Here is a 25,143-nt window from a genome sequence, read left to right as displayed (position 1 = left end):
GAGTATAGAGGCGGCTGATGAAAACGTGTCTGGTGGTCGACGATTCCCCCTTCATCCGGAAGGTGGCGCGCAAGATCCTCGAGGAATTGTCCTTCGAGGTGAGCGAGGCGGGCAACGGGCAGGAGGCGCTCGACCATTGCGTCGTCACGATGCCGGACGCCATCCTGCTCGACTGGAACATGCCGGTGGTCGATGGGCCGCAGTTCCTGGAGGCGGTGCGCGCCCTTGAGGGTGGTACCAGGCCCAAGATCGTGTTCTGCACGACGGAGAACCATCCTGGCCATATCGCGCGGGCGCTCATCGCTGGGGCGGACGAGTACATCATGAAGCCCTTCGACCGGGAGATCCTGGCTTACAAGTTCCAAGAGGTCGGGCTCATCGATGCCGATGCCCTCGCTGACGCCGGAAAGCCGCTCGCATGACCAATGTCACGGGAGTTGCCGCGGCGGGTGATCAGATCCGGGTCATGATCGTCGACGATTCGGCCATCGTGCGCGGGCTCGTATCGCGTTGGCTGGAGGAAGAGCCGGATTTTGCGGTCGTCGCAACGCACCGGCACGGGCGCCTCGCGGCGCAGGACATGACGCAGTCGCAACCCGATGTGGTCATCCTCGACATCGAGATGCCTGAGATGGACGGGCTCACGGCCCTGCCGCTCCTCCTCAGGGCCAAGCCTGACACCGTCGTGCTCGTCGCCTCCACATTGTCGCAGCGGGGCGCGGAGACGAGCCTCAGGGCGCTCGCGCTCGGGGCCGCCGACTACGTGCCGAAGCCTGATCCGACGGGGCGGCTTGCTACCTCAGCAGACTTCCGCCGCGAACTCGTGGAGAAGGTGCGCCATCTCGGACAGCGGGTGCGCTCCGGCTCGGCGGCTGGCCTGCGCCTGCCGCTCGGGCCACCCGTCGCCAAGCCGGCTGCCCCGGCGCCGGCTCCTGCGACGTCGGCCTTCCAGCCTCGTCCGCAGCCGCTGCGGGCGACAGAGAAGCTCAGGCCTTATACCGGCATCCCCGCACGCGTCCTGTGCGTCGGCAGTTCCACCGGCGGGCCGCAAGCGCTCATGCAGTTCCTGCAGGGGGCAGGGCAGGCACTCGCGCGGTTGCCCGTCCTCATCGTCCAGCACATGCCGCCGACGTTCACGACCATCCTCGCCCAGCATCTCGGCCGCACCGCCAACCGTGAGGCGGCGGAAGGAGTCGACGGCGAGCCGCTGGCGGCGGGGCGCATCTATGTGGCGCCCGGCGGCCGGCACATGCTGGTCGAGAAAGTGGGCGAGAGGCCCGTCATCCGCCTGTCGGACGCGCCGCCCGTGCATTTCTGCCGGCCGGCTGTCGACCCGATGTTCGAGTCCGTCGCGCGGGTTTTTGGCTCGGCAGCGCTCGGGGTCATCCTGACCGGCATGGGCAGCGACGGTGCCCGGGGCGCGCTTGCCATCGCGGATGCGGGCGGCAATGTCATCGCGCAGAACGAGGCGACAAGCGTCGTGTGGGGCATGCCGGGCGCGGCGATTGCCGCCGGGGCTTGCGCAGGCGTGTTGCCAATTGAGGACATCGGCCCCAGGGTCAGCCAGCTGATCGTCGGAGGTAGAGCATGATTGCGGCCGGCGATTACGAATTCCTGCAGCAATTCCTCAAGCAGCGCTCGGGGCTCAACCTGTCGCAGGAGAAGCAGTATCTCATCGAGAGCCGGCTGGCGCCCGTGGCGCGCAAGGTGGGGCTCGCCGGCGTCGAGCAACTCGTGGCGCGTCTGCGCACCGCCCCATCGGGCGCGGTCGCCGATGCCGTCGTCGAGGCAATGACGACGAACGAATCATCCTTCTTCCGCGACAAGACACCGTTTGAGACCTTCGTGTCCTTTGTGGTGCCGAGCCTCATCGACCGGCGCGGCTCGCGGCGCATCCGCGTCTGGTGCGCGGCAGCATCGACGGGGCAGGAGCCCTATTCCCTAGCGATGACGCTGAAGGAAAATGCGCACCTCCTGCCGGGGGTCACGGTGGAGATCCTGGCGACGGACCTGGCCGGCCACGTGCTGGAGCGAGCCCGGGCGGGGCTCTATTCGGCCTTCGAAGTGCAACGCGGGCTGCCCATCCAGTACCTGCTCAAGTATTTCGAGCAGAAGGGCGACCAGTGGCAGATCCGGCCGGAGATCCGGGCGATGGTGCAGTTCCGGCAGTTCAATCTGCTGCAGTCCTTTGCTGGGCTCGGCACGTTCGACATCATCTTCTGCCGCAACGTGCTCATCTACTTCGACATTCCGACGAAAGCGGACGTGCTTTCGCGCATGGCGAAGGTGCTCGCACCCGACGGTTACCTGGTCCTCGGCGCCGCCGAGACGGTAATGGGCATCTCCGATGCCTTCCGGTCCGCTTCGGGGCGGCCCGGGCTTTATGTGGCCAACCGGCTGGCGGAGGCCACGGCATGATGGGTGCCGTCCGGCCGTCCCTCTCCCTTTTCCCGTTCCCGCCCACCGCCGCGAGGGGCAGCGCTGCGCGGGATGAGTTCGCATGGTAGGAATAATGTCCGAAACGGTTCTTTCCCTGAACGAGCGCTTGGCCTTCTACAAGATCGACGCTGCGGCGCGTGGCGAGCTTGAGACCGCGTGGAGCCTCATCGCGCCCCACATGCCGCGCATCATCAGCGACTTCTACCGGCATCTCGCCAAATTCCCGATGACGGCGCGGCTCGTCGACAAGCGGCAGGACCGGCTCGCCAAGCTGCAAGCCGAGCACTGGCGCCGGCTCTTCACCTCGGGCTTCGATGAAAGCTATCTCACGAGCGTGCGGGCCGTGGCCGTGGCCCATGTGCGCGTCGGCGTCGAGCCCGACTGGTACATCGGCGGCTACAGCGTCATCCTCGCCGAGCTGACGACCGTACTTGCGCAGGAGACGCGGCTGCGTTCGGGCCGGCTGGCGCGGCTCGCTAGCGCCGTCGGCAGCGCGGTGATGTTCGACATGGGCATCGCGGTCTCCGTCTATCACGAGACCTTGCTGACTGCGGGCGAGGAGCGCCGCACGCGGCTGACCGGCGAGATCGACATCTTCGATCGGACCTTTTCGCACAGCCTGTCGGCGCTCAATCAGGCCGCGCACGTCATGCGTGGCGCATCCGAGCAGCTTGGCGAGGCGACCGGCCGTACGAGCGAGCAGGCCGACAACATGACGATGACCGCCGAGGAGATGGCTGAGCGGGCGGCCCGCAGCGCGGCTGCGGCGGGCACGATGGCGAAGTCCATCGAGGCTGTCGAAAGCTACGCGCAGCGGGCTTACGAGATTGCCGGCAAGGCCGCGGAGCAGGCCAAGGCGGCCGATGCCGGCGTGCGGGGCCTTGCCGAGGTCACAGAGCGCATCGGCTCCATCGTCGAGCTCATCGGCGGCATCGCGCGGCAGACGAACCTGCTCGCCCTCAACGCCACCATCGAGGCGGCGCGCGCGGGCGAGGCAGGGCTCGGCTTTGCCGTCGTGGCGCGCGAGGTCAAGACGCTGTCGACGCAGACGGCGAAGGCCACCCAGGAGATTTCCGACCAGATCGCGGCGATCCAGCAGGCCACAAGGGCGACGGTCGGCGACCTCGACGGCATCGGCGCCGTCATTCGCGAGGTCGTGCAGTCGGCCGAGGCGATCGCCGCCGCGGTCGAAAACCAGGCTGCGGCGACCCATTCGATCCTGACCGCAGTCGAGGAAATGTCGCAGGATGCACAAGGCGTGGCGAGCGCCGTGGCGACCGTGCGGGCCGCCGCGCAGGACATCGGCGGTATCGTCAACACCGTGCAGACGCTCGCGTCCTCGCTCGACGAGCAGGCAGCGAACATGAACGGCGACGTGCGCCAGTTCTTCGACCGTGTGGCGGCGGCGTGAGCGGCGAAGACGAACAATCGGGAAAGAAGAAGGGAACGCAGCGCGTGCGGCCCGGTCTCGAGGCCCTGTTGCAGCCCGGTCTGGCGAAGGCGCCGGACCGGGTAAAGCCGTTTCAGCCGCCGCGCTTGCCCGGCCCCGTCAAGAAGCGGGCGCAGCCGCCGAAGGCCGCGCCCGTTCCGCCCTCCGCAAGCCCCGCCCGCGCCCCCGGGGCAGCGGAGGCCATGGGCGGGCGCGAACTGTTGCCGGCGGCGGTCCGATACGGCGCAGATTCGGTCGCCCGCGGCGACGGCCAAGGACATGTTGTGGAGGCGCGCAACCGCCGGGCGCGCGTGCAGTTCTCCTTCGGTGGGGTGCCGGCGGACCGGTGGTGCGAATTGTCTTTCGCGCTCACCTGGGCTGATAACGAGAAGACCGGCGGCATACCGGATGCCATCCGCCTTGGCTTCGACTTCCAGACGGGCGACGGCGTCAGCCTCGACCTGCCCGCCGTCGCCGGGTTGATGCGGGGGCGGATCGACCCCTTCTCGATCGACGTCGCCGGACCTGCCGCGCCTGGCGACAAGTTCGCGCAGGTGCGGGTGGCCTTCCGCCTGCCGGCCGATGCCGAGCGCGTGGAACTGACGGTGCGCAGCTGGCGCAACACGGCGCCGTTTGAAATCGCGACGCCCCGCCTGCGACCGCTGCCGCAGCCCCCCGCAGAGGCTGCGGTGCTGCCGGCAAGCCAGCTTCTCGACAGCGAGCCGCAATGGGAGACCTGGGGTGTCGTGCCGGGCGGCGGCCTCACGGTGCGCGGCCAGTTGTTCTGCGCGGCGCCAGCACCCGACATGGCCTTTGCGCGCATCGTCTATCGCGACGCACAGGGCCGGGCGTTGCCGCGTCCCTATGCGGGCACGCTCGAGGCGGAGGGCGTCGGCGCCTTCATCATGTTGCCGACAGACCGGCGCGTGCGCCGCTTCACACTGCGTCTCGATCCGCCCGCGGGAGCCAGCACGGTCGACATCGGCTTCCAGGCGCGGGGCCGCTCGGATATCCGCCGCATCCTGCCTTACGAAGTTTCGCTCGACGACGGGCTCCCGGCCGCAACCGAGGACGACGGGCTCGTGCTGCTCGGCCGGCTTGCCGAGCTGTCCGCGGCGTCCGCGAGCGACTCCCGCGGGCTTCTTGCGGCCTTTGTCGACGAAACGGCGCTGTCCGCGGCGCCGTTCGTCCAGACCGACCTCGCCGGTTGGCTCGCCGGCGGGCTGGGCACGGTCGCAGACGGGCGCCTTCGCCTGGCCGGGCATGAAGACTGGCCGCTGCCGGAGATGCTCGATTGGCAGGAGGATCCGTTCGGTTGCGGCCTGTGGCGCGCCCGCTATCACGCGCTCGGCTGGCTCCTCTCTCTGCCGGAGGATGGCGAGCGCAAGAGCCTTGCCCGGGCGGTTGCGCTCGCGCTGTCGTGGCAGGCGGCCACTCCACGGGCCGACGTCGACGACGAGGATCGCTACGGCGCGCGAACGACGGCCATCCGGCTCGAGGTGCTGCTGCAACTCCTCGCACGGGCGCTTAAGGCCGGTCTGCCGGCGGGCAAGAGCGCCGGGCTGCTTGCCGAAATCGTGCGGCACGCCCGGTTTGTCGCCGAGGCGCTCGGCGACAATCTCATCGGTGAGGCGCGAGAGCGGCTGCATGCGGCCGCCGCGCTCGCCGTCGTCGCCGCGGCGCTGCCGCGCCTGCCGCTCGCCGGACCGTGGCGCTGCATGGCGCTCAATCACATTGACTGGTCGATGATTCAGCTCTTTGCCGAGCCGGCGATGCCGAGCGAAGGCTCCTCGCACCTGCATTTCGAGGCGCTTGCGGTTGGCCTCGCGCTGCAGGGAGTGCTTGCTGCCCTGCCGGACACGGAGGGTTTGCGCCGGCGCATGGCCCTGCCGCTTGGTCGGGCTATCGCGACGGCCGTGGCGCTAACGGATCCTGACGGCTGCCTCGCGCCCTTCGGGGAAACTGCGGGCGGGGCGGAACATCTGCCTATCCTCAGGGACCTCATCGCCCGCTGCGGGCGGGACGTGATGGCCGAACCGGAGGTGGCAGAGATGCTGGCCGCCCGTGCCTCGGCGCCACGTGTGCTCGACCGGCAGGCGGGGCTCGTTACGGCGCGTCACAGGAACGGGCACGATTGGGCCTATTTCGCCGCCCGCTTCGGTGCGAGCGACGCCAAGGGTCACGAGGACTGCGGGTCCTTCGTTTATGCAGCCAAAGGCATCCGCTGGATCAGCGATCCGGGCGGCATTGACGTCAGGGGTGACGGCGCGCCGGGCAGCTACTTCCGCTCGGCGGCAGCCCACAACATCCTGCGGCCGCTCGGTGCGGCGGGCGTCTCCGGCTGTGGCTGGCTAGCGGCCGAGGTCGCCCTCGAGGGGGCGAGTGCCTTCCTCGTCGACAGCAACGTCCACGGGACGTTCCATTATCACCGGCGACTCTTCCTGCTGCTCGACGATCTGTCGGGAATTGCCGTGTTCGACCGACTGACGGGTATCGAGCCCGGAGTCGATATCGCCGCCGAGGGCTTCCTCCATCTCGGGCCGGGTGTTGCCGGGGTGCTCGTGGCGGCCAATGTCGGCCTTGCCCTTGCCGGCAATAGCCGGCTGCAGATCGTTCTGCAGGCCCGTAAGGGCGCGCTGAACGGGGTGTCCTTCATCTGCGGACAGGAGGCCGGGCCGGGCGGCGAGCAGGGCTTCCTGTCGGGCGCCTGCGGGGAAAAAGAGCCGGCAAATGTTCTTCGCTATTCGGTGTCGGGGAAGAGTGAAGTCACCGCCGGCGTGCTGATCGCCACGGGCGATGCCTTCCGCCGCCGGCTTGCCGAATGCCTCGGCGACCCCCGCCTGACGATGCAACTCGAGATGCCTTTTGGGGCCATGGCATGAAAGTGACGCGCGAACTCACGTCCTCGATCGGGGAAGACGGCCGGGATCATGCCCGGCCGCTCTTGCAGCTGCCGTGCCGCAGGACGTGGCCGCTCCTCAGCCTCATCGTCCTTGCGGGATGCAATGCGGGCGACTTCAACAGCTGCGAGCGGTATTACACCAGTCCTTGGAACCCTCCGATGCGGTGCTATCGGCCCCTGCCGCCCTCGCTCGAGGTGGAAGCGGTCGTCGTGGCGCCTGCCGCCGCTGCGCGTCCGCGTGGCGGGATCGCGCGCGAGGAGCCGATGCCGTCCGTTCCGGTACAGCCCCCGCCGGCGAAGCCGACGGTGTCCCCTGCGCCGACGGGCCAGACGGCTGCCGGCCCGCTGCCGGCGCCGAAGGTGGTCAAGGGCTACACCCCACCACAGGCAAGCCATGCAAAGCCCGTACCGCAGCGGTCCCAGGTCTCTGGCCGATGGCGCATGACGGAGGCGGGCGGGAAGGCTTGTGAACTGGTGCTCACCAATGCAGGCCTTCTCGACCAGTACCGCGCCTCGACGAACGGCTGCGCAAGCGAGGCACTGCGCAGCATCAACGGCTGGGATCTGAAGGGGGGCGAGGTGGTGCTCTATGCGCGCGGCGCGATGATCGCCCGCCTTGCCGAGGATCACGGCGGTTATCGCGGCGTCGTGCTCAGCTCAGGGGCGGGCCTTGCACTGGCGCGCTGAGGTTGTCCTCCAGCTTCGCGCAAGGCTGGCAGCCTAAGCTGACCATGGTGTTGGTGGGAGAATTGCGTTCTTCGGTCCTGCGCGGGTCTCCGCGGCCGGTCTGACCGGAGAAGCGCCGGCGGCTCATTCGCTCAGCGAACACCGCCGAGTTGCGTCTATTCCGAAATGCGATCGAGAAGGCTCTCCGGCCGACGGAGTGCCCCATCGGCGAGGCAACGCCGGCCACCGGCAAGGGTGGGCGGCACCAAACGAAGGGCGACCGGCTGGCAAGAGCCGGTCTGCGAATGCGGGGTGGCTGGCATGGAAACTGCCAAGGTTCGAAACGGATTGGGTCGCTTTCTGGGAAAGATCGGCCTCAGGACGATCGGCGCGCGGCTGGCGGCGGTCGTCGCACTCTTTGCGGTGAGCACGGCTGCGATCGTGGCCATCCTTGCATCCATGCAGGCCACCTCGATCCGCGATGCCCGCGTGGACATGCTGCAGTCAGTGACGGGTGTCGTCATCAAAGCCATCGACCAGCAGTTCCAGGAAACGGCGAAGGGCCTCATCGGCGAGGGCTGGGCGCAGCAGCGCGCTCGCGCTGTGGTCCGTGCCATGCGCTACAACGGCGAAGAATATTTCTTCATCATCGACGACGAGGGCAATTCCATCGTCAACGGCGGCCAGCCAGCGATGGAGGGCAAGAATATCCTGGACGCAAAGGACGCCAACGGCGTGGCTTACGTCAAGGAAATGATTGCCATCAGCAAGGACAAGGGATCCGGCTACGTCGCCTACGACTATCCGCGGGCAGGTGGGGACATGTCGCAGGCAGTGCCCAAGCTCGCCTATGTCGAGCGCTTCGGTCCCTGGGGCTGGACCGTCGGCACCGGCGTCTATACCGACGACGTGACGGCGCGCATCCAGCACGCCGCGCTCGTGGCGGCTGCGGTCGGCTTCGCCTTCTTTCTCGTCATCGGCGGCTTCGCCTTCATCTTCGCCCGTAACCTCACACGGCGCATGCGCAACCTGCGCGACGTTATGCTGCGCCTGGCCGATGGCGACAGCAACGTCGTGGTGCCACCGGTTGTCGGCCGCGACGAGATCGACGAGATGACGGGCGCGGTCGAGGTCTTCCGCGAGAATGCCATCGAGCGCGAGCGGCTCGCCGCCGAACAGGAGGCCGAACAACTCGCCAAGGAAGAGCGGGCGCGCAATATCGAGGCGCTGGTCAGCCAGTTCGAAGCCGAAGCGATGGGCGTTGCGCGCGCTGTCGCCGCCGCAGCTTCGCAACTGCAGCAGAATGCGGGCGCCATGAACTCCGCAGCCGAAGAGACCAGTCGCCAGTCGACGACGGTTGCCGCGGCCGCGGAACAGGCGACGAGCAATGTCAACACAGTCGCCTCGGCCGCCGAGCAGCTCACGGCCTCCATCCGCGAGATCGGCCAGCAGGTCACAACGGCCGCCCGTGTCGCAAGTGCCGCCAACGGCCAGACGAAGTCGGCAGCGGACGTGGTGCGCGGCCTCGCCTCCAGTGCCCAGCGCATCGGCGAGGTGGTGAGCCTGATCACCGATATCGCCTCGCAGACCAGCCTGCTCGCCCTCAACGCCACCATCGAGGCGGCGCGGGCGGGCGAAGCGGGCCGCGGCTTCGCCGTCGTTGCCACCGAGGTCAAGAATCTCGCCGAGCAGACGGCCAAGGCCACCGACGACATCTCGGCCCAGATCGCAGCGGTGCAGAACGCGACCAACGACGTGGTGGCGGCTATCGACAGCATTACCGAGACCATCCGTCAGATCGACGAGGTGTCGACGACGATCGCCTCGGCGGTGGACCAGCAGGGCGCGACGACCAACGAGATCGCCCGCAACGTCTCGCAGGCTGCCCAGGGGACGCAGGAAGTGTCGTCGAACATCACTGGCGTCAGCCGTGCGGCGGCCGAAACGGGTGTCGTCTCCAGTCAGATCGTCGAGGCGGCCAACGACCTCGTGCGTCAGTCCGACGCCCTGCGCCAGCAGGTCGACGGCTTCATCCGACAGGTGAAGGCAGCCTGACCAAGGCGACCTAAGCCATCCCTGCGAGGGTTCAACGAACATCCGCCGCGCGACGGGCGCGGCGGATTTTCTTGTTTGCAAGGGAGCGAGCGGGGCACGGAGCAGTGGCTGCCGGTCCAGCCTTAAGCCTCGCGCCGGAAGCCCTGGCTCGCCACCATCAGCTCGCGCGTATAGGCCGTTTCGATGCGCCGGGCGGCGAGGTCGGCGGAGGTGAGGAGCTCCACCGGCCGGCCGTGCTGCATGACCAGCAGGCGCTCGCACATGTGCGTGACGACGGCGAGATCGTGGCTGACGAGAACATAGGTGAGCCCGCGCTCGCGGCGGATGTCCTCAAGGAGGTTGAGCACCTCGGCCTGCACCGAGGCGTCGAGAGCCGAGGTCGGCTCATCGAGCAGCAGGATCGACGGCTCGAGGATCAGGGCGCGGGCGATGGCGACCCGCTGGCGCTGGCCGCCCGACAGCTGGTGCGGATAGCGGAAGCGGAAGCCCTTGCCAAGCCCCACCTCGTCGAGGGCCTTCAGGATGCGCCGCTCGGCATCGCCGATGCCGTGCACGGCAAGCGGCTCAGCGAGCGCCCGGTCGATGGTGTGGCGCGGATGCAGCGAGCCGTAGGGGTCCTGGAAGACCATCTGCACCCGGCGGTAGAAGCTCTTGCTGCGCGCGTGACTGATCGTCTCGCCGCCGATGGAGATGGTGCCATCGGCGATCGGTGCGAGGCCGGCAACGGCCCGGAGAACCGTGGATTTGCCCGAGCCCGATTCCCCGACGAGGCCGAAGGATTCGCCCTCCCGCACCGAGAAGCTGACGCCATCGACGGCGCGAAAATCGTCGAATACGACTGCAAGGCCCTTGATCGCGAGTGCGTCCGTCATGCCGCCCACTCCGGCTTGCGGTCGAGCACTGGCAGGGGATGGTGGCTCTGCCCGAGCTTCGGCAGGCAGTTCAGCAGCCCCTGGGTATAGGGATGCTGCGATTGGTGCAGCCTGTCAGCCGCGATTTCCTCCACCACGCGGCCGGCATACATGACGAGCACCCGGTCGCAGAAGGAGGAGACGAGCCTGAGATCGTGCGAGACGAAGATCAGGCCCATGCCGCGCTCGGCCACGAGCCTGTCGAGGATCGAGAGCACCTGCAGTTGCACGGTCACGTCGAGGGCCGAGGTCGGCTCGTCGGCGATGAGCATGTCCGGCTCAGCAACGAGCATCATGGCGATCATGGCGCGCTGGCCCATGCCGCCCGAGACCTCGTGCGGATAGAGGTTGAAGACGCGCTCAGGGTCCCGGATCTGCACCGCCTCCAGCATGGCGAGCGTGCGCCGGCGCGCCTCGGCGCCCGAGCCGCGGCCGTGGGCGGCGAGGGTTTCCATGATTTGCTCGCCGATGCGCATCACCGGGTTGAGCGAGAACTTGGGATCCTGCAGCACCATGGCGATGCGCTTGCCGCGCAGCGCCCGGCGTTCCTTCTCGCTTGCCGCGAGCAAGTCGATGCCGTCGAAGACGAGGCGGCCGGCGGTGACGTGTGCATGCGGCGGGGTGAGGCCAAGGATGGCGCGGCCGGTCTGCGATTTGCCCGAGCCCGATTCGCCGACGATGCCGAGGCGCTCGCGTCCGAGGGTGAAGGAGACACCGCGCACGGCCTCCACCATGCCCGAGCGCGTGGGAAAGCTGACTCGCAGGTTTTCGACATGGAGGAGCGCGCTCATTGGCCGGCCGCCTTGGGGTCGAGCGCGTCGCGCAGGCCATCGCCCAGCAGGTTGAAGCCGAGACTGACGACAAAGATCGCGACGCCGGGGGCTGCGGCGACCCACCATTGGTCGAGCACGAAGCGGCGTCCCGAGGCGATCATGGCGCCCCATTCGGGCGAGGGCGGCTGGGCGCCGAGGCCGAGGAAACCGAGGCCGGCCGCCGTCAGGATGATGCCGGCCATGTCGAGCGTCACGCGCACAATCACGGACGATACGCACAGCGGCATAATGTGACGGGCAATGATGCGCGCGGGCGAGGCCCCTATCAGCCGCACCGCATTGATGTAGTCCGCATGGCGCAGCGTCAGCGTCTCGGCGCGGGCGATGCGGGCATAGGGCGGCCACGAGGTGATGGCGATGGCGATCACGGCATTGACGATTCCGGGCCCCAGCGCCGCGACGAAGGCGAGCGCCAGCACGAGGCGTGGGAAGGCGAGAAAGATGTCGGTGATGCGCATCAGCACGGCATCGACCCAGCCGCCCGCATAGCCCGCGATGGTGCCGATGAGGAGGCCGACCGGCGCGGCTATGACCGCAACCAGGATGACGACGAAGAGGGTGATGCGCGAGCCGTGCACCACGCGGGCGAAGATGTCGCGCCCCTGGTCGTCGGTGCCGAACCAGTGCATAGCGCTCGGCGGCAGCAGGCGGGCGGTGCGCAGGTCACCGTCGGTCACGGCCGAATAGGGCGCGATCATGTCGGCGAAGACGGCGACGAGGAGGAGGGCCAGGATGATGAAGAGGCCCGCCATGGCGAGCCGGTTGTCGGCAAAGCGAGACCAGGCGGCATAGGCACGGCCGAGGCGGGCCTGTCGGCGCGAGGCCGGTCGCTCGCTCGTCAGCCATGCGCGCCAGGTTTGAGCATCGTTGGTCATCTTGCGCGGGTCCGCTATCGGGCTCGGGTTCTGGGGTCGAGGACGCGGTAGAGCAGGTCGGACAACAGGTTGAGGCCGATGAAGACGGAGCCGACGACGATGGTGCCGCCGAGGACGGCGTTCATGTCCGCGTTCTGCAGCGAATCGGTGATGTAGAGGCCGAGGCCCGGCCAGGAGAACACCGTCTCCGTCAGCACCGAGCCTTCGAGCAGGTTGGCGTAGGACAAAGCGATGACCGTGACGAGCGGCACCAGCGCATTGCGCAGCGCGTGGCGCCAGATGACCGTTCGCTCCGACAGACCCTTCGCCCTTGCCGCCACGACATATTCCTGCCCGAGCTCCGTCAGCATGAAGGAGCGCGTCATGCGGCTGATATAGGCCATCGAGAAATAGCCGAGCAGCGACGCCGGCAGGATGAGATGGCCGAAGACGTTGCGGAATGCCTCCCACTCGCCCTGCATGGCCGTGTCGAGCAGCAAGATGCCGGTGACGGGCGTCACGGTGTATTCGTAGACCACGTCGATGCGGCCCGGCCCCTCCACCCAGCCGAGGCGGGCGTAGAAGACGAGCAGCGCCATCAGACCCAGCCAGAAGATCGGCACCGAATAGCCGACGAGACCGATGACGCGCACAATCTGGTCGAGGAAGCTGCCGCGCCGCACCGCCGCAAGGACGCCGAGCGGCACGCCGAGAAGGGCGCCGATGAGCGTGCCGAGCGTAGCGAGTTCCAGCGTCGCGGGGAAGACGCGGCGGATGTCGGTCATCACCGGGTTCGACGTCAGCACCGAGATGCCGAAATCGCCCGTCAGCGCCTTGCCGACATAGATGACGAACTGCTGGTAGAGCGGCAGGTTGAGGCCGAGTTCCTCGCGCACGCGCTCGACGACGTGCGAGGGCGCCCGGTCGCCGACGATGGCGAGCACCGGATCGACGGGAATGACGCGGCCGATGAAGAAGGTGACGGCGAGGAGGCCGAGATAGGTCAGCGCGACGACGACGAGAAAGCGCGCGACGGCCATGGCCGTGGAACGCAGGCGGGCGCGTCTGCGCCCGCCCGCTCCGGCGGAACCCGCGAGTGCCATGCGGGCCTCAGTTCTTGGAAACCCTGAAGACGTAGGTCGAATCGGAGGTGGAGCCGAGGACGAAACCTTCGACATTCTTCCGCACGCCCGCGGTCTCGACCATCTGGTAGATGATGACGAAGGGGCTCGTCTTCAGCAGGTCGCGCTGCAACTCGGTGTACATCGCCACGCGCTTGGCCGGGTCACGCTCGAGCACGGCGGCATCAGCCTTCTTGGTCAGTTCCGGAATATCCCAGGCGTTGCGCCAGGCAAGCGGCTTGGAGGCCGCATTGTCGGAATTGTCCGGGTTGCGCGCGAAGGTGTCTGCGTTGGTGTGGGGGTCCCAGTAGTCGGCGCCCCACTGGCCGATGTAGATGTCGTGATTGCGGGCGCGGTACTTGGTCAGCGTCTGCTTGCCGTCGCCGGGGATGATCTCGAGTTTGATGCCGGCCTGGGCAAAGGTACGTTGGACGGCCTCGGCAATGCCGGCGACCGGCTGCGTCTGACGTACGTCCATGGTGACGGAGAAGCCGTCCTTCAGTCCCGCCTTCTCCAGCAATTCCTTGGCCTTGGCGATGTCGAGCTTGTAGGGCTTCTCGTCGATGGCGCCGAGCAGACCCATGGGCAGGAAGGTCTGATGGATGGTGCCGATGCCCTTGATCAGCGTCGCGCCTATGGCGTCGTAATCGACCAGCCACTTCATCGCCTCGCGTACCTCGGGCTTGGCGAGGGTCGGGTTCTTCTGGTTGAGGCTGAAGTAGTAGATCGTGCCCTTGGGCCGGTTGGTGATGGCGATGTCGGCGTTCTTCTCCACCGCCGCCAGATCTTCCGGGCTCAGGTTGCGGGCGATGTCCACGTCGCCCTTCTCCAGCAGGAGACGCTGGGTCGCGCTTTCCTTCACGTGGCGATAGATGACGCGCGGCAGCTTGGCCTTCTCGCCGTAGTAGTTGTCGTTGCGCTCGAGCGCCAGGATCTCGTTGGCGCGCCAGTCGCGGATCTTCATCGGGCCGGAGCCGGCATAGTTCGTCTTGAGCCAGGCGTAGCCGAGGTCGCCGTCCTTCTCGTGCTCGAGCACGAGCTTCTTGTCGACGATGGCGGCGACGTTGGCGGTGAGACAATTGAGGACGAAGGTTGGCGCATAGGCCTTGTCGGTCTCGATCACGACGGTGAGGTCGTCGATCTTCTTCACTTTTTCCGCGACATTGTCCTTCGTCAGGCCAAACTGGGTGAGGATGAAGGCCGGCGACAGGTCAAGCTTGACTGCGCGCTGCAGCGAGAAGGCGACGTCGTCTGCCGTCAGCGGGTTGCCGGAGGCGAACCTGAGGCCGGGCTTCAGCTTGAAGGTATAGGTCTTGCCGTCTTCCGAGACCGTCCAGCTTTCGGCGACGTCGCCGTAGAGCTTGGAGGGATCGGCCACATCGAAGCGCACCAGCCGGTCATAAGTGTTGCCCATGATCTCGCCGGCGCTGATCTCGAAGGATTCGGCGGGGTCGAGCGTGATGATGTCGTCGATCGCCCAGGCGAGGACGAGCGTATCCTTCGGGGTCGCTGCGAGGACGACAGGGCTCGTGGAGGCAATGAGGACAGCCGCGGTGGCGCCCAGAAGGCCACGGCGGGTGAAGCCGCGAGCGAAGAGATTTTTCACGGCGATCATGGGCGTGTGGATGGGCGTTCGGGTCATGGACATGGATTGTTCCCCCATTTTGCGCCATACGAGGGCATGACGAGGGACGGGCGTCAAGAGCGTGCGATGGGCAATCCCGGGTGGAGAAAGGGCACAGGTGCCCATGCGGGAGGCAGTCCTTGAGGGGCATGTCCGCGAGGCTGTGCAAAGGCCGCGCCAGCGGTTATGAAGCGCTGTCCGCCGCTGCGGCGGCGGACGAGCTGGACGGGCCAGGCACATGACCATTCTCGTCACCGGCGCTGCCGGCTTCATCGGATACCACACGGCCGAGGCGCTTCTGGCGCGCGGCGAATCCGTGGTCGGCCTCGACATTGTGAACGACTACTACGACCCGGCCCTGAAAGAGGCGCGCCTCGCGCGGCTCGCCAGCCGCGCCGGTTTCGCCGAGGTGCGGGTTGATGTCGCCGATCGGTCGGGGCTCGAGGCGGTCTTTGCCCGCCATCGGCCACGCGGGGTCATTCACCTCGCGGCGCAGGCGGGGGTGCGCTATTCGGTCGAGAACCCGCATGCCTATGCCGGCAGCAATCTCCTCGGCTTTCTCAACATCCTCGAATGCTCGCGGCAGGGGCGCATCGAGCACCTGGTCTATGCCTCGACGAGTTCCGTCTATGGCGCCAACGCCGCCCTGCCATTCTCGGAGCAGCACGGCGTCGGCCATCCGATGAGCCTCTATGCCGCCACCAAACGCGCCAACGAGGTGATGGCGCATTCCTATGCGCATCTCTACGGGCTGGCATGCACCGGGCTGCGCTTCTTCACGGTCTACGGCCCTTGGGGGCGGCCGGACATGGCGCTGTTCAAGTTCACGCGCGCCATCCTCTCGGGTGAGGCCATCGACGTCTATAACAACGGCGACATGCGCCGCGACTTCACTTTTGTCGACGACATTGTTGAGGGCGTGGTGCGCGTGTTCGACCGGCCGGCGCGGCCCGATTCCGCCTGGAACCCGGCGTCGGAACACCCCGATCCCGGCACGAGCGGCGTTGCCCCCTTCCGCATCTACAATATCGGCCGCGGCAGCCCCGTGCCGCTGATGGACTTCGTCCGCGTCCTCGAGGCCAAGCTCGGACGCAGGGCCGTCTGCAATATGCTGCCGATGCAGCCCGGCGACGTGGCTGCCACCTTCGCCGACACGAGCGCCCTCGCGCGCGACACCGGCTATGCGCCCTCGACCTCGGTCGAGACCGGTGTCGGCCGCTTCGTCGACTGGTACCGGGAGTATTATGGTGTCTGACAGGCCGGACCGGGTCATTTCGGTCGTCGGTCTCGGCTATGTCGGCCTGCCGGTGGCCTGCGCCTTCGCCGCGGGCGGCTATCGCGTCATCGCCTTCGACATCGACGCGGGCCGGATCGCGGAACTGAAGGATGGCATCGACCGGACGGGCGAGGTCGAGCCGCAGGAACTGGCGGCGCCGTTGCTCCACCTGACGGGCGATGCCCAGGCGCTGCGCGAGGCAGACTTCCACATCGTCACTGTGCCGACGCCGATCACCCGCCAGCGCCTGCCCGACCTCGGACCGCTCCTCGCCGCCTCGCGCACTGTGGGGCGCGTGCTGAAGCGGGGCGACATCGTCGTTTACGAATCGACCGTCTATCCCGGCGCGACGGAGGAGGACTGCGTGCCGGTGCTGGAGGCCGAGAGCGGCCTTATCTTCGGTCGCGACTTCACGGTCGGCTATTCGCCGGAGCGCATCAACCCCGGCGACCACGCCCATCGGTTCGCCACGATTACCAAGGTCGTCTCCGGCTCGGATCCGGCGACGCGGGCGACGGTCGCGGCCGTGTATGGCGCGGTGGTGCGGGCCGGCATCCACGAGGCGCCGTCCATCAAGGTGGCGGAGGCGGCAAAGGTCATCGAGAACACCCAGCGCGATCTCAATATCGCGCTGATGAACGAGCTTGCCCTTATCTTCGACCGGGTGGGCATCGCCACGAGCGACGTGCTCGACGCGGCCGCGACGAAATGGAACTTCCAGCGCTTCTCGCCGGGCCTCGTCGGCGGCCATTGCATCGGGGTCGATCCCTACTACCTCACCGCCAAGGCCGAGGCGCTCGGCTACCACCCGCAGATGATCCTCGCCGGGCGGCGCATCAACGATGCGATGGGGCATTTCATCGGCGAGAAGCTGGTGAAGCTGCTTCTGGCGCGCGGGCGCGACCTGCACACGGCGCGCGTCGCCATCCTCGGCCTCACCTTCAAGGAGAACGTGCCGGACCTGCGCAACAGCCGCGTGCCGGACATCATCGCCGAACTCGGCGAATACGGCATCCGCCCGCTGGTGCACGATGCCCTGGCGGAAGCGCGCGAGGCCGAGCGCGCCTATGGCGTCGCCCTCGCCGACTGGGGGGCCCTCGACGCGCTCGACGCGGTGGTGCTCGCCGTCCCGCACGGCGCCTATGTCGCGGATGAGGGCGCCCGCATCGCCTCGATGCTGGCGCCGGGCGCCGTCGTGATCGACGTGCGCTCAGCGATCAAGCCGGGGCGCCTGCCGAAGGACGTCCTGCACTGGCGTCTGTGAGGAGGGGCGCAGCCTCCATTCACGCGCGCTTGTCATATTCCAGCCCTATTGCCCTTTCCGTGGCGGGGCGGCAAGAACGACGCCGGCTGATGCCAGAACTCGGGGGGCGGGGATGAAGTGGGCAGCAATCGCGCTGACGCTCGCGGCAAGCGTCGTGGTCGCCGGATGCAAGACGACGGAAGAGACCAGCAAGGCACTGCGAGGCAAGTGGATCGGCCAGACCGCTGACGCCTTCTTCGTGGAAAACGGCCCGCCGCTGTCGCGCTACGAGCTTGACGGCGGCGGGGCCATCTACACCTGGCGCGGCGGCGAGACGAGCTACGTGCAGCCGGCGCGAGTGCAGACGCAAGGGCCTTCGCAGCCGCTCAACCGTTCCGAGCGCACGGTTACAACCGTGTCCAATCCGGCGCCGGGCACCACCGTCACGCGCACAAAGACCACGTCGACATCCTTCGGTGCCATGATGCCGACTGCCGTCATCGTCGAGTCGGCGCGGCGCGTCGACCTATTCTGCGAAGCGCAGATCGCGACCGATGCACAGGGCGTCATCACCTCGGTGCGCATCAACCGGGATACGGATGGGGCTGGCTTCTCCTTCTCGCGCTGCGCCGAGTTGTTCGGCGACGAATAGCGCCCGGGTCAGGCGGCGACGCCGTGGCGCATGCCGGCCTCGCCGGCGTGCCGCTAGAACGTCGACCAACGAGGAGACACCGGGCCCATGGTTACGATTGAAGCTGTCTTTGCCGGCAAGGCGGTACCCTATGCGCGCGAGGGCATTCTGAGCGCCATCGACAAGCGGCGCCTCGAGGCGCCGGTCGAGATCCTCGCGGAAGGGCTCACCGGCGACGAGCAAGGCGACCGCAAGAACCACGGCGGGCCGGACAAGGCGGTGCACCATTATCCGGCCGAACACTATGAAGCCTGGGCGAAAGAGGGCATCGATATGTCGTCGTTCCTGCCCGACCGGGCGGCCTTCGGCGAGAACTTCCGCACGCGGGGACTCGCCGAAGCGCATGTATGCATCGATGACATCTTCCGGGCCGGCACGGCGCTCGTCCAGGTCTCGCAGGCGCGGCAACCCTGCTGGAAGCTGAACCACCGCTTCGGCCGCAAGGACATGGCGCGGCGCGTGCAGGAGAGCGGCCGCACCGGGTGGTACTACCGGGTGCTGGAGCCGGGGATGGTCGCGTCGGGCGACCGGATGGTCCTCCTCGAGCGGCCGCAGCCGCAATGGCCGGTGTCGCGCGTGCTCCACGTCCTCTATGTCGACATGCTCGACCGCGAGGCTCTGGCGGAACTCGCCCGTCTGCCGCATCTGCCGGCCTCGTGGAAGGCACTGGCGGTGCGGCGGCTGGAGCGCGGGATCGTGGAGGACTGGTCGCGGCGGCTTGGCGAGGGCTGATCAAGCGGGGGCCGGCCCCGGCGCTGGCATGGCGAGTTCGATGCTGCGCTCGCTGGCGCAGGTGGTGTCGAGGGGCCGCGCGGCGAGTTGGCGCACATAAGCGCGTGTCAGGCGCTCGCGCAGCGGATTGAGCGAGCCGACCGCCTCGTCGTCGGCGAAGCGGCAGCTCAGCACGAGCCCGCTCTCCCGACGCACCGCCGTGAGTTCGACGGCCCTGTGGGCGCGCTGCGCCTCGTCCAGATAGGCCGGCAGCAGTGCTGCGAGATAGAGGCCGATGCCGATGGCACGGTCGAGATCAACCGTGACGTCGCGGGCGGCAACCTCGATTCTCACCTGCTCGGCAGGCAGCGCCGCGGAGCGGCGCAGGCCGTCCACCACGTCCTCCAGCAGCTCGGTGAGCGGGGCGTCGGTGATGTCACCGAGCGCGTAGCAGACGCGATAGGCGACGGCCATGGCCTGCACGTGATCCTCGATGAACCGGATGTCGTCGCGCCGCTCCGCGGGCAGCGCCTGCTTGTGCAGGCTGAGCAGGCTGACGATGACCTGGAAGTTGTTCTTGACCCGGTGATGAAGCTCGCGCAACAGCTGCGACTTCTCCTCGGCTACCGTCTCCAGCGCCTCGGCATGCTGGGCGATGTTCTCGGCCATGTTGTCGAAGGCCTCGCCGAGCTCGGCGAGCTCGCTCGGCGCGTGCACGAGCCGCACGGCCCGGACGGAGAAGCGGCCGCTGCCGTAGACCCGCGTCAGGCGCTTGAGGTAGTGCAGCCAGCGCAACACCAGCCGGTCGACGGCGAAGACGATGCCTATCGTCGCGCCCAACAGCATGATGACGGGCGGCATGATGGCGCCCCACAGCTGGCGCTGCTCGTTGCTGAAGAAGGCTGCCGACGGATACCCGGTGAGGACCGTCACTCCCGTCCGCGACGAGCGGGTTGCGAAATAGCGATAGCCATCGCCGCCGCGACTCTCGTCCATGAAGGCATGCGATCCGCTGCCGAACTGCTGGGCGGAGATCCCCCCACGCGGTAGCCAATCGGCCGGGATATTCTCGGTCCGGTACTCGGCGACGAGGCGGTCCGACGGTGAAAGGACGATCGAGCCGTGCTCCTGTGACACCCGCGCCGACCGCAGAGCAATCTCGAAGATGACGTGCGACACGGAGAAGATCGCGACCGTATCGCGGTTGCTTCTGGCGGTGATTGCACTTGCCAGCAGCACCGGGCCGCCGCTGACCGGGCTGTCGAGAACGGCGGTGAGCCCTTGCGCGAGTTGGGTGGACAGTCGCTCCCGGGTCGTCGTGCCGGCGCGGGCAACGAGGGCATCACGATCGAAGCCGTAGGCGCAGCGCAATGTGTCACCAGTAAAGACGGCAACCGCCGTCAGCTCCGGGTAGGAGCCGAGGACCGGGGCGGCGGCGGCGCTGCAACTGTCGGCTGCAGCGCCGGTCTTTGCGAGCTGCGATTCGAGCTCTGCCGCTGCAAGCTGTGCCTCCCGCAGCACCTCGTCGATCTGTGCTGCGACATAGGCGTTGGCCTGGGTGGCGGCATCGATCCGCTCCTGCCGCAGCTGGCGGTTCTGTGCCACCGTCCAGCCGAGAGCGATCAGCGCGGCCGGAAGAAGCACGAGCGCGAGTGCCGCCACGAGGCGGCCGCGCAGGCTGCGGCTGAGACTGTTGACGCCTTCTATCGCCTGGACCTTGCGGTCCTCGTTGGGACTGCCGGTGCCGGCATTGCGAAGGATCGTCATGGCTCGCCGGTCCACTGACCCATGGAGCGCGACCGGTGCACTGGGCGCATGCGCGATCCTAAGGGCACGGACGGCGACCGTTCATGCCAACACGCTTCCATCATCAGGGAAACCGCCAGCAAATCGATCGATCCTCATTGCTTTTCCTCGCCCTCGTCCGGTTCGTCCGCACGTGGGAGGGGGGCGCCCGTTCTGGCGTCGAGTTCCGCCAGCAGCTTCATGAAGCGATCAGGCACCTCCTGCCTCAAGACATCGTCGTAGACGGCACGCAACTGCTGGCCGATCTGAACCTGGACATCCTTGTCGAGGGCCGGACGACTGCGGGGGGCCCTGCCCCCAATTGGAGGCGCGCTCGACGCCGGTTCCTGCTGCCGTTGGGAGCGCCCACCGCTTGCGGCCTTGTCTTCGCCCATATGCCTGCTCGTGTTCCGTCTGCGACTTCCGCCTCTCCATCGATAATGGGCGGAGTTTTAAATTGTTCCTGACCCAACGGAACTTTTTTGAATGGACTCCGTTTGGTCATGATGGTGCTGTCGCCGCGCCAGTGGCGGGGCGGCCCCCACCGCGATGGCGGTGTGCAGACGACGACAACGAAACAGAGGTTGTTCATGTCCCTCGCTCAAGCGATTGCTCCCCATCTACCCTACCTGCGCCGTTTCGCGCGTGTGCTCGCGGGCAGCCAGAGCGGAGGCGATGCCTATGCCGTCGCGACATTGGAGGCGATTCTGGCCGATCCGGCGGCGCTCGACCGGCAGATCGACCTGCGTGTCGCGCTCTATCGCGTTTTCCTCACCGTTTGGCAGTCTGCCCAGCCTGACAAGGCGCCTGCCGCCACCGGTACGGAGGCGCAGGATGAAGGCTTCACGCGCCTTGAGCAGTTGACTCCGCGCCCGCGGGTCGCCTTTCTCCTCGCGGCGGTGGAGGGGTTCCCGACTGCGCATGTAGCCCAGGCCCTCAATTGCAGTGAGGACGAGGCGGCTGCGCTTCTCGCCGAGGCTGGCAAGGAACTCTCGGAACAGCTTGCGACCGACATTCTCATCATTGAGGATGAGCCCATCATCGCCATGGATCTCGAGACGCTGGTCGAAAGCCTCGGCCATCGGGTCATCGACGTGGCGCGGACGCATAGCGAGGCCCTCGAAGCCGTGAAGCGGCATCGGCCGGGCCTGGTGCTCGCCGATATCCAGCTTGCCGACGGTTCGTCCGGCCTCGATGCGGTCAACGACATCCTGGCCGAGGCCGAAATGCCGGTGATCTTCATCACGGCCTATCCGGAGCGACTGCTGACCGGCGCGCGGCCCGAGCCGACCTTCCTCGTCACAAAGCCTTTCAGCCCCGATGCCGTGAAGGCGGTCATCAGTCAGGCGCTGTTCTTCGAGCGGCGCTCGCATCAGGCAGGGCCGGTCGCAGCGGCGAGCTGATCGTGCCGCTGCCGCGCCTCCGCTGAGGGGCGCGGCAGGGGGCCTTCCTAACGGCTATTTCTTCTGAGCCGATCGTCCGGGAGGTTCCAGCAGGCGCCCAGAGACGAAGCCAGCGATCAGCGCGATGAGTATCAGCTGCTTGCCGTCGAGTGATCGGGCGAGTTCGCGCCCCGCCGCCAGGGCGGAGGCTTCGAGCGCCTCGTGCCGCGGCAAGCCCGTCGTCGCGGCCGTTCCGGCTGCGATAGCGCGCGGCCGAGCGCGGCCGGCACGCATCACCAGGAGAAGGATCGTGGCCGCGAGAACGAAGGCCCCGGCGATGATCAGCGGAGCGGCGATGGGCCCATAGAGCTGTTCAAGCCACCGATGTGCGGCGATCGCGGCGAAGACGAGTCCGATGCCGAGTGAGATGGCGGCCAGCAGGCCCAGAACGATGCCGCGCACGATGCGTGCCGCACCCTTCTGCACCTGCTGGCGGACCGCGCCGGTGACGAGCGAGAGCACCCCACCCATCACCGCCGGCTCATCATGCCGAGGATGAGACCGATGCCGCCGGCGATCAGCACCGCCGTGAGCGGATTGCGCTCGATGCTGCGCTCGATCTCAGAGCCGACGGACCGCACCCGTCGCTCGGCGTCGGCGGCCGCATCGCGCGTGGCCCGGGCGAGGTCCTCGGCCGTCGCCGTGAAGCGGTCCATCGTCTCGCCGGCTGCCGTGCGCACGCGCTCGCCGGTTTCCTCAAGTTCGCGCTGAAGGAGATTGGAGATCGCCTCGGTCAGACGGCCGATGTCGCCTTTGAGGGCATCGATCTCCCGTCGCAACTCACTCGCCTCGGCGGACCCGTCATCGGTCTTGGTGGCCATCCTCTCCTCCTCGCTTTTGACATGCGCGACGGCGTCTCAGTGCCGGTTCAGCCAGGTCTCGACCTCGCGCTCGGCCTGTTCCTTGGCATAACCGTAGCGCTCCTGGAGGCGGCCGACGAGTTCCGTCCGCTTGCCCTCGATGACGTCGAGGTCGTCATCGGTGAGCTTGCCCCACTGCTGCTGAGCCATGCCTTTGAACTTTTTCCAGTTACCTTCGATCTGATCCCAGTTCATCTCCATCTCCATTGCAAGGAATTCTGAAAGGTCGCATTGCCGTACCGGCTTTGCCTGGAAAGAACGTCCATGCAGCAGCGATGGTTCCGTCCGCACATCGTCGCCGATCGGTCGGAACTTCTCGTCCGGAGCCACGTTGGTGGATGGAGAAGCACAGGACTGTATGATGATCGTGACAGCGTTTATGGAGACCTTGTTATGTCCATGACGAGCGACGGAAGAGCCGGAGACGGCCGCAACCGACGCCGTGATGCTGCCGTCGGCGGCGGGCCAGCCGTTCGGATGCGCGAGACGGATGACGGATCCCTCATGGTCGGCGAAAAGAACGGTGCAGCTATTGCGCCGTTCCCGGCCGTGCAACTGGCTGCGCCGCTGCCGGAGCACCTGACGCGGTGCCTCAGAGCCATGTACGACGATGTTCTCGACGAGCCGGTGCCGGATCGCTTCCGTCAACTCCTCGAAGAGCTCGATCGTCAGCAGGGGGCAGCCGATGCAGCCGACTGAGAAGACCAAGCAGGATCTGCTGAAGGCCATCCCGAGCCTGCGAGCTTTCGCTATGTCGCTCGCCGGCAATCCGGATCGTGCAGATGATCTCGTTCAGGAAGCGCTCATCCGTGCCTGGGCCAATTTGGGTTCCTTCACTGAGGGTACCAACATGGTCGCCTGGCTCTATACGATCCTGCGCAACGCCTTCTATTCAGAATATCGCAAGCGCAGCCGCGAGGTCGAGGATGTCGACGGCCGTGCCGCCGCAGCACAGGCCATGCCGCCCTCGCAGCTCGACCACATGAACATGTGTGACTTCCGTACTGCCCTGATGACCCTGCCTGCCGACCAACGCGAGGCGCTCGTGCTCGTAGGGGCCGCGGGCATGTCCTACGAGGAAGCGGCGGAGATCTGCGGCTGCGCGCTCGGTACCATCAAGAGCCGCATCAACCGGGCGCGCACGCGCCTTGCCCAGATGCTCTCCGTCGAGAACGGCGCCGATTTCAGCGCCGATCCCGAATGGCAGGCGGTCCTGGAGCAGCCGGCTCCCGCGGCACGCGCCGGCTGAGCGCGCTCAGCCGGCCTTTTTGCCGAAGGTGGCCTTCAAGGCCCTGGCGAGGCGTCGGCTGTCGCCGTCGAACAGCCTGTCCGCGGCACGGGCGATCTTCTTCTCCAGCCGCCGCTGCTCGCTGCAGACGAGGGAGTCGATGGCGGCGAATTCCGCCCCATCGACGAGGCGGGCGCGCGCGATGGTCTGGCGGGCGTCATGGAGGTCGTGGTGGCGACCGAGGAGATCGCGCAGGTCCTGCATGCGCTTGCGCCGCGTCTCGGTGAGCCGGCCCGCGGCCGCGAGAAAACCGAGATGGTAGCGATGGCGCACGACCCAGCGCCGCGCGGCATGCAGTTCCTCCGCGTCGCCGCTGGCGAGGCCCTTCGCGAGGCGCTGCCGCGCGCGGCGCACGGTGCGCTTCGCGCCCTTGATGAGGTGCGGCCACGCGTCCGGCAGCGGCCAATTGTCGACGCCCGCGGCCAGTCGGAGCAAGATCTCGGCCACCTGTGCCGCGCGCCGGTGGCCGAGGGCCTCGGCTTCGGCGATGGTGGCATATTCGTCGGCCCACCGGCACAGTCGGGCCAGCAGGGCAGCGGCCGTGCCTCTGGCGCGGGGTACCAGGTCGCCGAGGGTTCCGGCAAGGACGCGCGCCTCACGTGCGCCCGCGAGCAGTGCTGCGCTGTCGCGCAGCTGCGTGTCGATATCGCCGAGTTGCCCGCATGCCGGGTCGGCGAGGCGCAAAAGCGCTCTCAGTGCCTTGATGCCTTTCCGCGTCTCATGGGCGGCCGGCGCCGGCATCGTGTCGAATGTGTCGAGCGCGCGGGACATGTCGGCGAGGAGGGCACGCGCGAGCTGTCGCAAGGCCTCGTCGGCGGGCAAAGAGGGGTCGAGCGCGTGTTCCGCGATGGTCGGCGGACGTGCATCCATGGCGTTATTCGCGGCATCATCAAGCCTGCTGTCAACGGCAAGGTGCGCCCGGGCGGCGAATAGGATCGTGGAGCACGTCGCGGGGCAGCTTTCAAATCCGCAGCTTCCTGATCTAAGCTCGTGAAAGCGCCGTCATCGGCGGC

The 25,143-nt window shown here is 67.5% G+C and carries 25 protein-coding genes; 14 read left to right on the top strand and 11 right to left on the bottom strand.

The features are described 5' to 3' along the window. Window positions 1-17 precede the first annotated feature (17 nt). From ASC46_RS03320 to ASC46_RS03290, 7 genes are all read left to right on the top strand, one after another. Entirely contained in the window at window positions 18-422 is a 405-nt protein-coding gene (locus ASC46_RS03320) for a response regulator (RefSeq protein ID WP_055457827.1), read from the top strand. After that, window positions 419-1,591: a protein-glutamate methylesterase/protein-glutamine glutaminase gene (locus ASC46_RS03315; protein WP_055457826.1), complete on the top strand. Its 1,173-nt coding sequence runs from the start codon at window positions 419-421 to the stop codon at window positions 1,589-1,591. Before ASC46_RS03320 ends, ASC46_RS03315 begins: the two co-directional genes overlap by 4 nt. Next, window positions 1,588-2,418 (top strand): CheR family methyltransferase, encoded by an 831-nt coding sequence (locus tag ASC46_RS03310; RefSeq protein ID WP_055457825.1) that lies wholly within the window; start codon window positions 1,588-1,590, stop codon window positions 2,416-2,418. The genes ASC46_RS03315 and ASC46_RS03310 overlap by 4 nt, the downstream gene beginning before the upstream one ends. Before the next feature lie 94 nt (window positions 2,419-2,512). Further along, on the top strand, window positions 2,513-3,850 hold the full coding sequence (locus ASC46_RS03305) for a globin-coupled sensor protein (RefSeq protein WP_055457824.1): 1,338 nt from the start codon (window positions 2,513-2,515) through the stop codon (window positions 3,848-3,850). Next, window positions 3,847-6,750, top strand: a complete 2,904-nt coding sequence (locus ASC46_RS03300) for a heparinase II/III domain-containing protein (RefSeq protein WP_169790079.1) — start codon at window positions 3,847-3,849, stop codon at window positions 6,748-6,750. The genes ASC46_RS03305 and ASC46_RS03300 overlap by 4 nt, the downstream gene beginning before the upstream one ends. A 179-nt stretch (window positions 6,751-6,929) precedes the next feature. Next, complete coding sequence (locus ASC46_RS03295; protein ID WP_157672313.1) at window positions 6,930-7,457, top strand: AprI/Inh family metalloprotease inhibitor; 528 nt, start codon at window positions 6,930-6,932, stop codon at window positions 7,455-7,457. Window positions 7,458-7,784: 327 nt separating this feature from the next. Then, window positions 7,785-9,491, top strand: a complete 1,707-nt coding sequence (locus ASC46_RS03290; protein ID WP_055457821.1) for a methyl-accepting chemotaxis protein — start codon at window positions 7,785-7,787, stop codon at window positions 9,489-9,491. 122 nt (window positions 9,492-9,613) lie between these two features. On the opposite strand, the gene ASC46_RS03285 is transcribed toward ASC46_RS03290, so the two are convergent. The 5 genes from ASC46_RS03285 to ASC46_RS03265 are packed head-to-tail and all read right to left on the bottom strand — an operon-like array spanning window position 9,614 to window position 14,825. Next, on the bottom strand, window positions 9,614-10,363 hold the full coding sequence (locus ASC46_RS03285; RefSeq protein ID WP_055457942.1) for an ABC transporter ATP-binding protein: 750 nt from the start codon (window positions 10,361-10,363) through the stop codon (window positions 9,614-9,616). Then, window positions 10,360-11,193 (bottom strand): ABC transporter ATP-binding protein, encoded by an 834-nt coding sequence (locus ASC46_RS03280; RefSeq protein WP_055457820.1) that lies wholly within the window; start codon window positions 11,191-11,193, stop codon window positions 10,360-10,362. Before ASC46_RS03280 ends, ASC46_RS03285 begins: the two co-directional genes overlap by 4 nt. Then, window positions 11,190-12,110: a nickel transporter permease gene (gene nikC / locus ASC46_RS03275; RefSeq protein WP_055457819.1), complete on the bottom strand. Its 921-nt coding sequence runs from the start codon at window positions 12,108-12,110 to the stop codon at window positions 11,190-11,192. The genes ASC46_RS03280 and nikC overlap by 4 nt, the downstream gene beginning before the upstream one ends. Before the next feature lie 14 nt (window positions 12,111-12,124). Continuing rightward, a complete protein-coding gene (locus ASC46_RS03270) occupies window positions 12,125-13,192 on the bottom strand; it encodes an ABC transporter permease (protein WP_055457818.1) in 1,068 nt (355 codons plus the stop codon). A 7-nt stretch (window positions 13,193-13,199) separates the two neighbouring features. Then, window positions 13,200-14,825, bottom strand: a complete 1,626-nt coding sequence (locus tag ASC46_RS03265; RefSeq protein WP_055457941.1) for an ABC transporter substrate-binding protein — start codon at window positions 14,823-14,825, stop codon at window positions 13,200-13,202. 247 nt (window positions 14,826-15,072) lie between these two features. On the opposite strand from ASC46_RS03265, the gene ASC46_RS03260 reads away from it, so the two are divergent. The 4 genes from ASC46_RS03260 (at window position 15,073) to ASC46_RS03245 (ending at window position 18,776) form a co-directional block, all read left to right on the top strand. Continuing rightward, complete coding sequence (locus ASC46_RS03260) at window positions 15,073-16,089, top strand: NAD-dependent epimerase (RefSeq protein ID WP_055457817.1); 1,017 nt, start codon at window positions 15,073-15,075, stop codon at window positions 16,087-16,089. Beyond that, complete coding sequence (locus ASC46_RS03255; RefSeq protein ID WP_055457816.1) at window positions 16,079-17,374, top strand: nucleotide sugar dehydrogenase; 1,296 nt, start codon at window positions 16,079-16,081, stop codon at window positions 17,372-17,374. The genes ASC46_RS03260 and ASC46_RS03255 overlap by 11 nt, the downstream gene beginning before the upstream one ends. Window positions 17,375-17,486: 112 nt before the next feature. Then, window positions 17,487-18,005, top strand: coding sequence for a hypothetical protein (locus tag ASC46_RS03250; RefSeq protein WP_055457815.1), 519 nt, complete (start codon window positions 17,487-17,489; stop codon window positions 18,003-18,005). Window positions 18,006-18,092: 87 nt separating this feature from the next. Beyond that, the gene (locus ASC46_RS03245; RefSeq protein ID WP_055457814.1) at window positions 18,093-18,776 is read left to right on the top strand and encodes an MOSC domain-containing protein; all 684 of its coding nucleotides are present in this window, start codon (window positions 18,093-18,095) and stop codon (window positions 18,774-18,776) included. Here ASC46_RS03245 and ASC46_RS03240 read toward each other — a convergent pair whose 3' ends face one another. Next, window positions 18,777-20,522, bottom strand: coding sequence for a histidine kinase dimerization/phosphoacceptor domain -containing protein (locus tag ASC46_RS03240; RefSeq protein ID WP_055457813.1), 1,746 nt, complete (start codon window positions 20,520-20,522; stop codon window positions 18,777-18,779). 134 nt (window positions 20,523-20,656) lie between these two features. Next, on the bottom strand, window positions 20,657-20,935 hold the full coding sequence (locus tag ASC46_RS03235; RefSeq protein WP_169790078.1) for a NepR family anti-sigma factor: 279 nt from the start codon (window positions 20,933-20,935) through the stop codon (window positions 20,657-20,659). Window positions 20,936-21,130: 195 nt separating this feature from the next. On the opposite strand from ASC46_RS03235, the gene ASC46_RS03230 reads away from it, so the two are divergent. Then, window positions 21,131-21,943 carry a response regulator gene (locus tag ASC46_RS03230; RefSeq protein WP_055457939.1) on the top strand — a complete coding sequence of 271 codons (813 nt, stop codon included), beginning with the start codon at window positions 21,131-21,133 and terminating at the stop codon, window positions 21,941-21,943. Between the two features lie 54 nt (window positions 21,944-21,997). On the opposite strand, the gene ASC46_RS03225 is transcribed toward ASC46_RS03230, so the two are convergent. Genes ASC46_RS03225 through ASC46_RS03215 form a run of 3 tightly spaced genes read right to left on the bottom strand, consistent with a single transcriptional unit; the run spans window position 21,998 to window position 23,037 of the window. Further along, entirely contained in the window at window positions 21,998-22,453 is a 456-nt protein-coding gene (locus ASC46_RS03225) for a hypothetical protein (protein WP_055457812.1), read from the bottom strand. Continuing rightward, window positions 22,453-22,803 carry an ElaB/YgaM/YqjD family protein gene (locus ASC46_RS03220; protein ID WP_055457811.1) on the bottom strand — a complete coding sequence of 117 codons (351 nt, stop codon included), beginning with the start codon at window positions 22,801-22,803 and terminating at the stop codon, window positions 22,453-22,455. The genes ASC46_RS03225 and ASC46_RS03220 overlap by 1 nt, the downstream gene beginning before the upstream one ends. A gap of 36 nt (window positions 22,804-22,839) precedes the next feature. Then, complete coding sequence (locus ASC46_RS03215) at window positions 22,840-23,037, bottom strand: CsbD family protein (RefSeq protein ID WP_055457938.1); 198 nt, start codon at window positions 23,035-23,037, stop codon at window positions 22,840-22,842. Window positions 23,038-23,106: 69 nt separating this feature from the next. Here ASC46_RS03215 and ASC46_RS21930 point away from each other — a divergent pair, with 69 nt between their 5' ends. After that, window positions 23,107-23,541 (top strand): NepR family anti-sigma factor, encoded by a 435-nt coding sequence (locus ASC46_RS21930; protein WP_141659647.1) that lies wholly within the window; start codon window positions 23,107-23,109, stop codon window positions 23,539-23,541. Next, a complete protein-coding gene (locus ASC46_RS03210) occupies window positions 23,528-24,091 on the top strand; it encodes a sigma-70 family RNA polymerase sigma factor (RefSeq protein WP_055457810.1) in 564 nt (187 codons plus the stop codon). Before ASC46_RS21930 ends, ASC46_RS03210 begins: the two co-directional genes overlap by 14 nt. Before the next feature lie 6 nt (window positions 24,092-24,097). Here the strand turns inward: ASC46_RS03210 and ASC46_RS03205 are convergent, their stop codons facing one another. Continuing rightward, window positions 24,098-25,000 (bottom strand): CHAD domain-containing protein, encoded by a 903-nt coding sequence (locus tag ASC46_RS03205; protein ID WP_055457809.1) that lies wholly within the window; start codon window positions 24,998-25,000, stop codon window positions 24,098-24,100. Between the last annotated feature and the right edge of the window lie 143 nt (window positions 25,001-25,143).

This window comes from Chelatococcus sambhunathii, from assembly GCF_001418005.1.
Taxonomy (GTDB): domain Bacteria; phylum Pseudomonadota; class Alphaproteobacteria; order Rhizobiales; family Beijerinckiaceae; genus Chelatococcus_A; species Chelatococcus_A sambhunathii.
The sequence above is the reverse complement of the archived record's forward strand: the minus strand, read 5'-3'. Positions and strand labels throughout refer to the sequence as shown.

Coding starts and splice junctions, on each gene's coding strand:
- ASC46_RS03320 (WP_055457827.1), top strand. CDS start 18: ATGAAAACGTGTCTGGTGGTCGACGATTCCCCCTTCATCCGGAAGGTG.
- ASC46_RS03315 (WP_055457826.1), top strand. CDS start 419: ATGACCAATGTCACGGGAGTTGCCGCGGCGGGTGATCAGATCCGGGTC.
- ASC46_RS03310 (WP_055457825.1), top strand. CDS start 1,588: ATGATTGCGGCCGGCGATTACGAATTCCTGCAGCAATTCCTCAAGCAG.
- ASC46_RS03305 (WP_055457824.1), top strand. CDS start 2,513: ATGTCCGAAACGGTTCTTTCCCTGAACGAGCGCTTGGCCTTCTACAAG.
- ASC46_RS03295 (WP_157672313.1), top strand. CDS start 6,930: ATGCGGTGCTATCGGCCCCTGCCGCCCTCGCTCGAGGTGGAAGCGGTC.
- ASC46_RS03285 (WP_055457942.1), bottom strand. CDS start 10,363: ATGACGGACGCACTCGCGATCAAGGGCCTTGCAGTCGTATTCGACGAT.
- ASC46_RS03280 (WP_055457820.1), bottom strand. CDS start 11,193: ATGAGCGCGCTCCTCCATGTCGAAAACCTGCGAGTCAGCTTTCCCACG.
- nikC (WP_055457819.1), bottom strand. CDS start 12,110: ATGACCAACGATGCTCAAACCTGGCGCGCATGGCTGACGAGCGAGCGA.
- ASC46_RS03270 (WP_055457818.1), bottom strand. CDS start 13,192: ATGGCACTCGCGGGTTCCGCCGGAGCGGGCGGGCGCAGACGCGCCCGC.
- ASC46_RS03265 (WP_055457941.1), bottom strand. CDS start 14,825: ATGATCGCCGTGAAAAATCTCTTCGCTCGCGGCTTCACCCGCCGTGGC.
- ASC46_RS03260 (WP_055457817.1), top strand. CDS start 15,073: ATGACCATTCTCGTCACCGGCGCTGCCGGCTTCATCGGATACCACACG.
- ASC46_RS03255 (WP_055457816.1), top strand. CDS start 16,079: ATGGTGTCTGACAGGCCGGACCGGGTCATTTCGGTCGTCGGTCTCGGC.
- ASC46_RS03250 (WP_055457815.1), top strand. CDS start 17,487: ATGAAGTGGGCAGCAATCGCGCTGACGCTCGCGGCAAGCGTCGTGGTC.
- ASC46_RS03245 (WP_055457814.1), top strand. CDS start 18,093: ATGGTTACGATTGAAGCTGTCTTTGCCGGCAAGGCGGTACCCTATGCG.
- ASC46_RS03240 (WP_055457813.1), bottom strand. CDS start 20,522: ATGACGATCCTTCGCAATGCCGGCACCGGCAGTCCCAACGAGGACCGC.
- ASC46_RS03235 (WP_169790078.1), bottom strand. CDS start 20,935: ATGGGCGAAGACAAGGCCGCAAGCGGTGGGCGCTCCCAACGGCAGCAG.
- ASC46_RS03230 (WP_055457939.1), top strand. CDS start 21,131: ATGTCCCTCGCTCAAGCGATTGCTCCCCATCTACCCTACCTGCGCCGT.
- ASC46_RS03225 (WP_055457812.1), bottom strand. CDS start 22,453: ATGGGTGGGGTGCTCTCGCTCGTCACCGGCGCGGTCCGCCAGCAGGTG.
- ASC46_RS03220 (WP_055457811.1), bottom strand. CDS start 22,803: ATGGCCACCAAGACCGATGACGGGTCCGCCGAGGCGAGTGAGTTGCGA.
- ASC46_RS03215 (WP_055457938.1), bottom strand. CDS start 23,037: ATGAACTGGGATCAGATCGAAGGTAACTGGAAAAAGTTCAAAGGCATG.
- ASC46_RS21930 (WP_141659647.1), top strand. CDS start 23,107: ATGCAGCAGCGATGGTTCCGTCCGCACATCGTCGCCGATCGGTCGGAA.
- ASC46_RS03210 (WP_055457810.1), top strand. CDS start 23,528: ATGCAGCCGACTGAGAAGACCAAGCAGGATCTGCTGAAGGCCATCCCG.
- ASC46_RS03205 (WP_055457809.1), bottom strand. CDS start 25,000: ATGGATGCACGTCCGCCGACCATCGCGGAACACGCGCTCGACCCCTCT.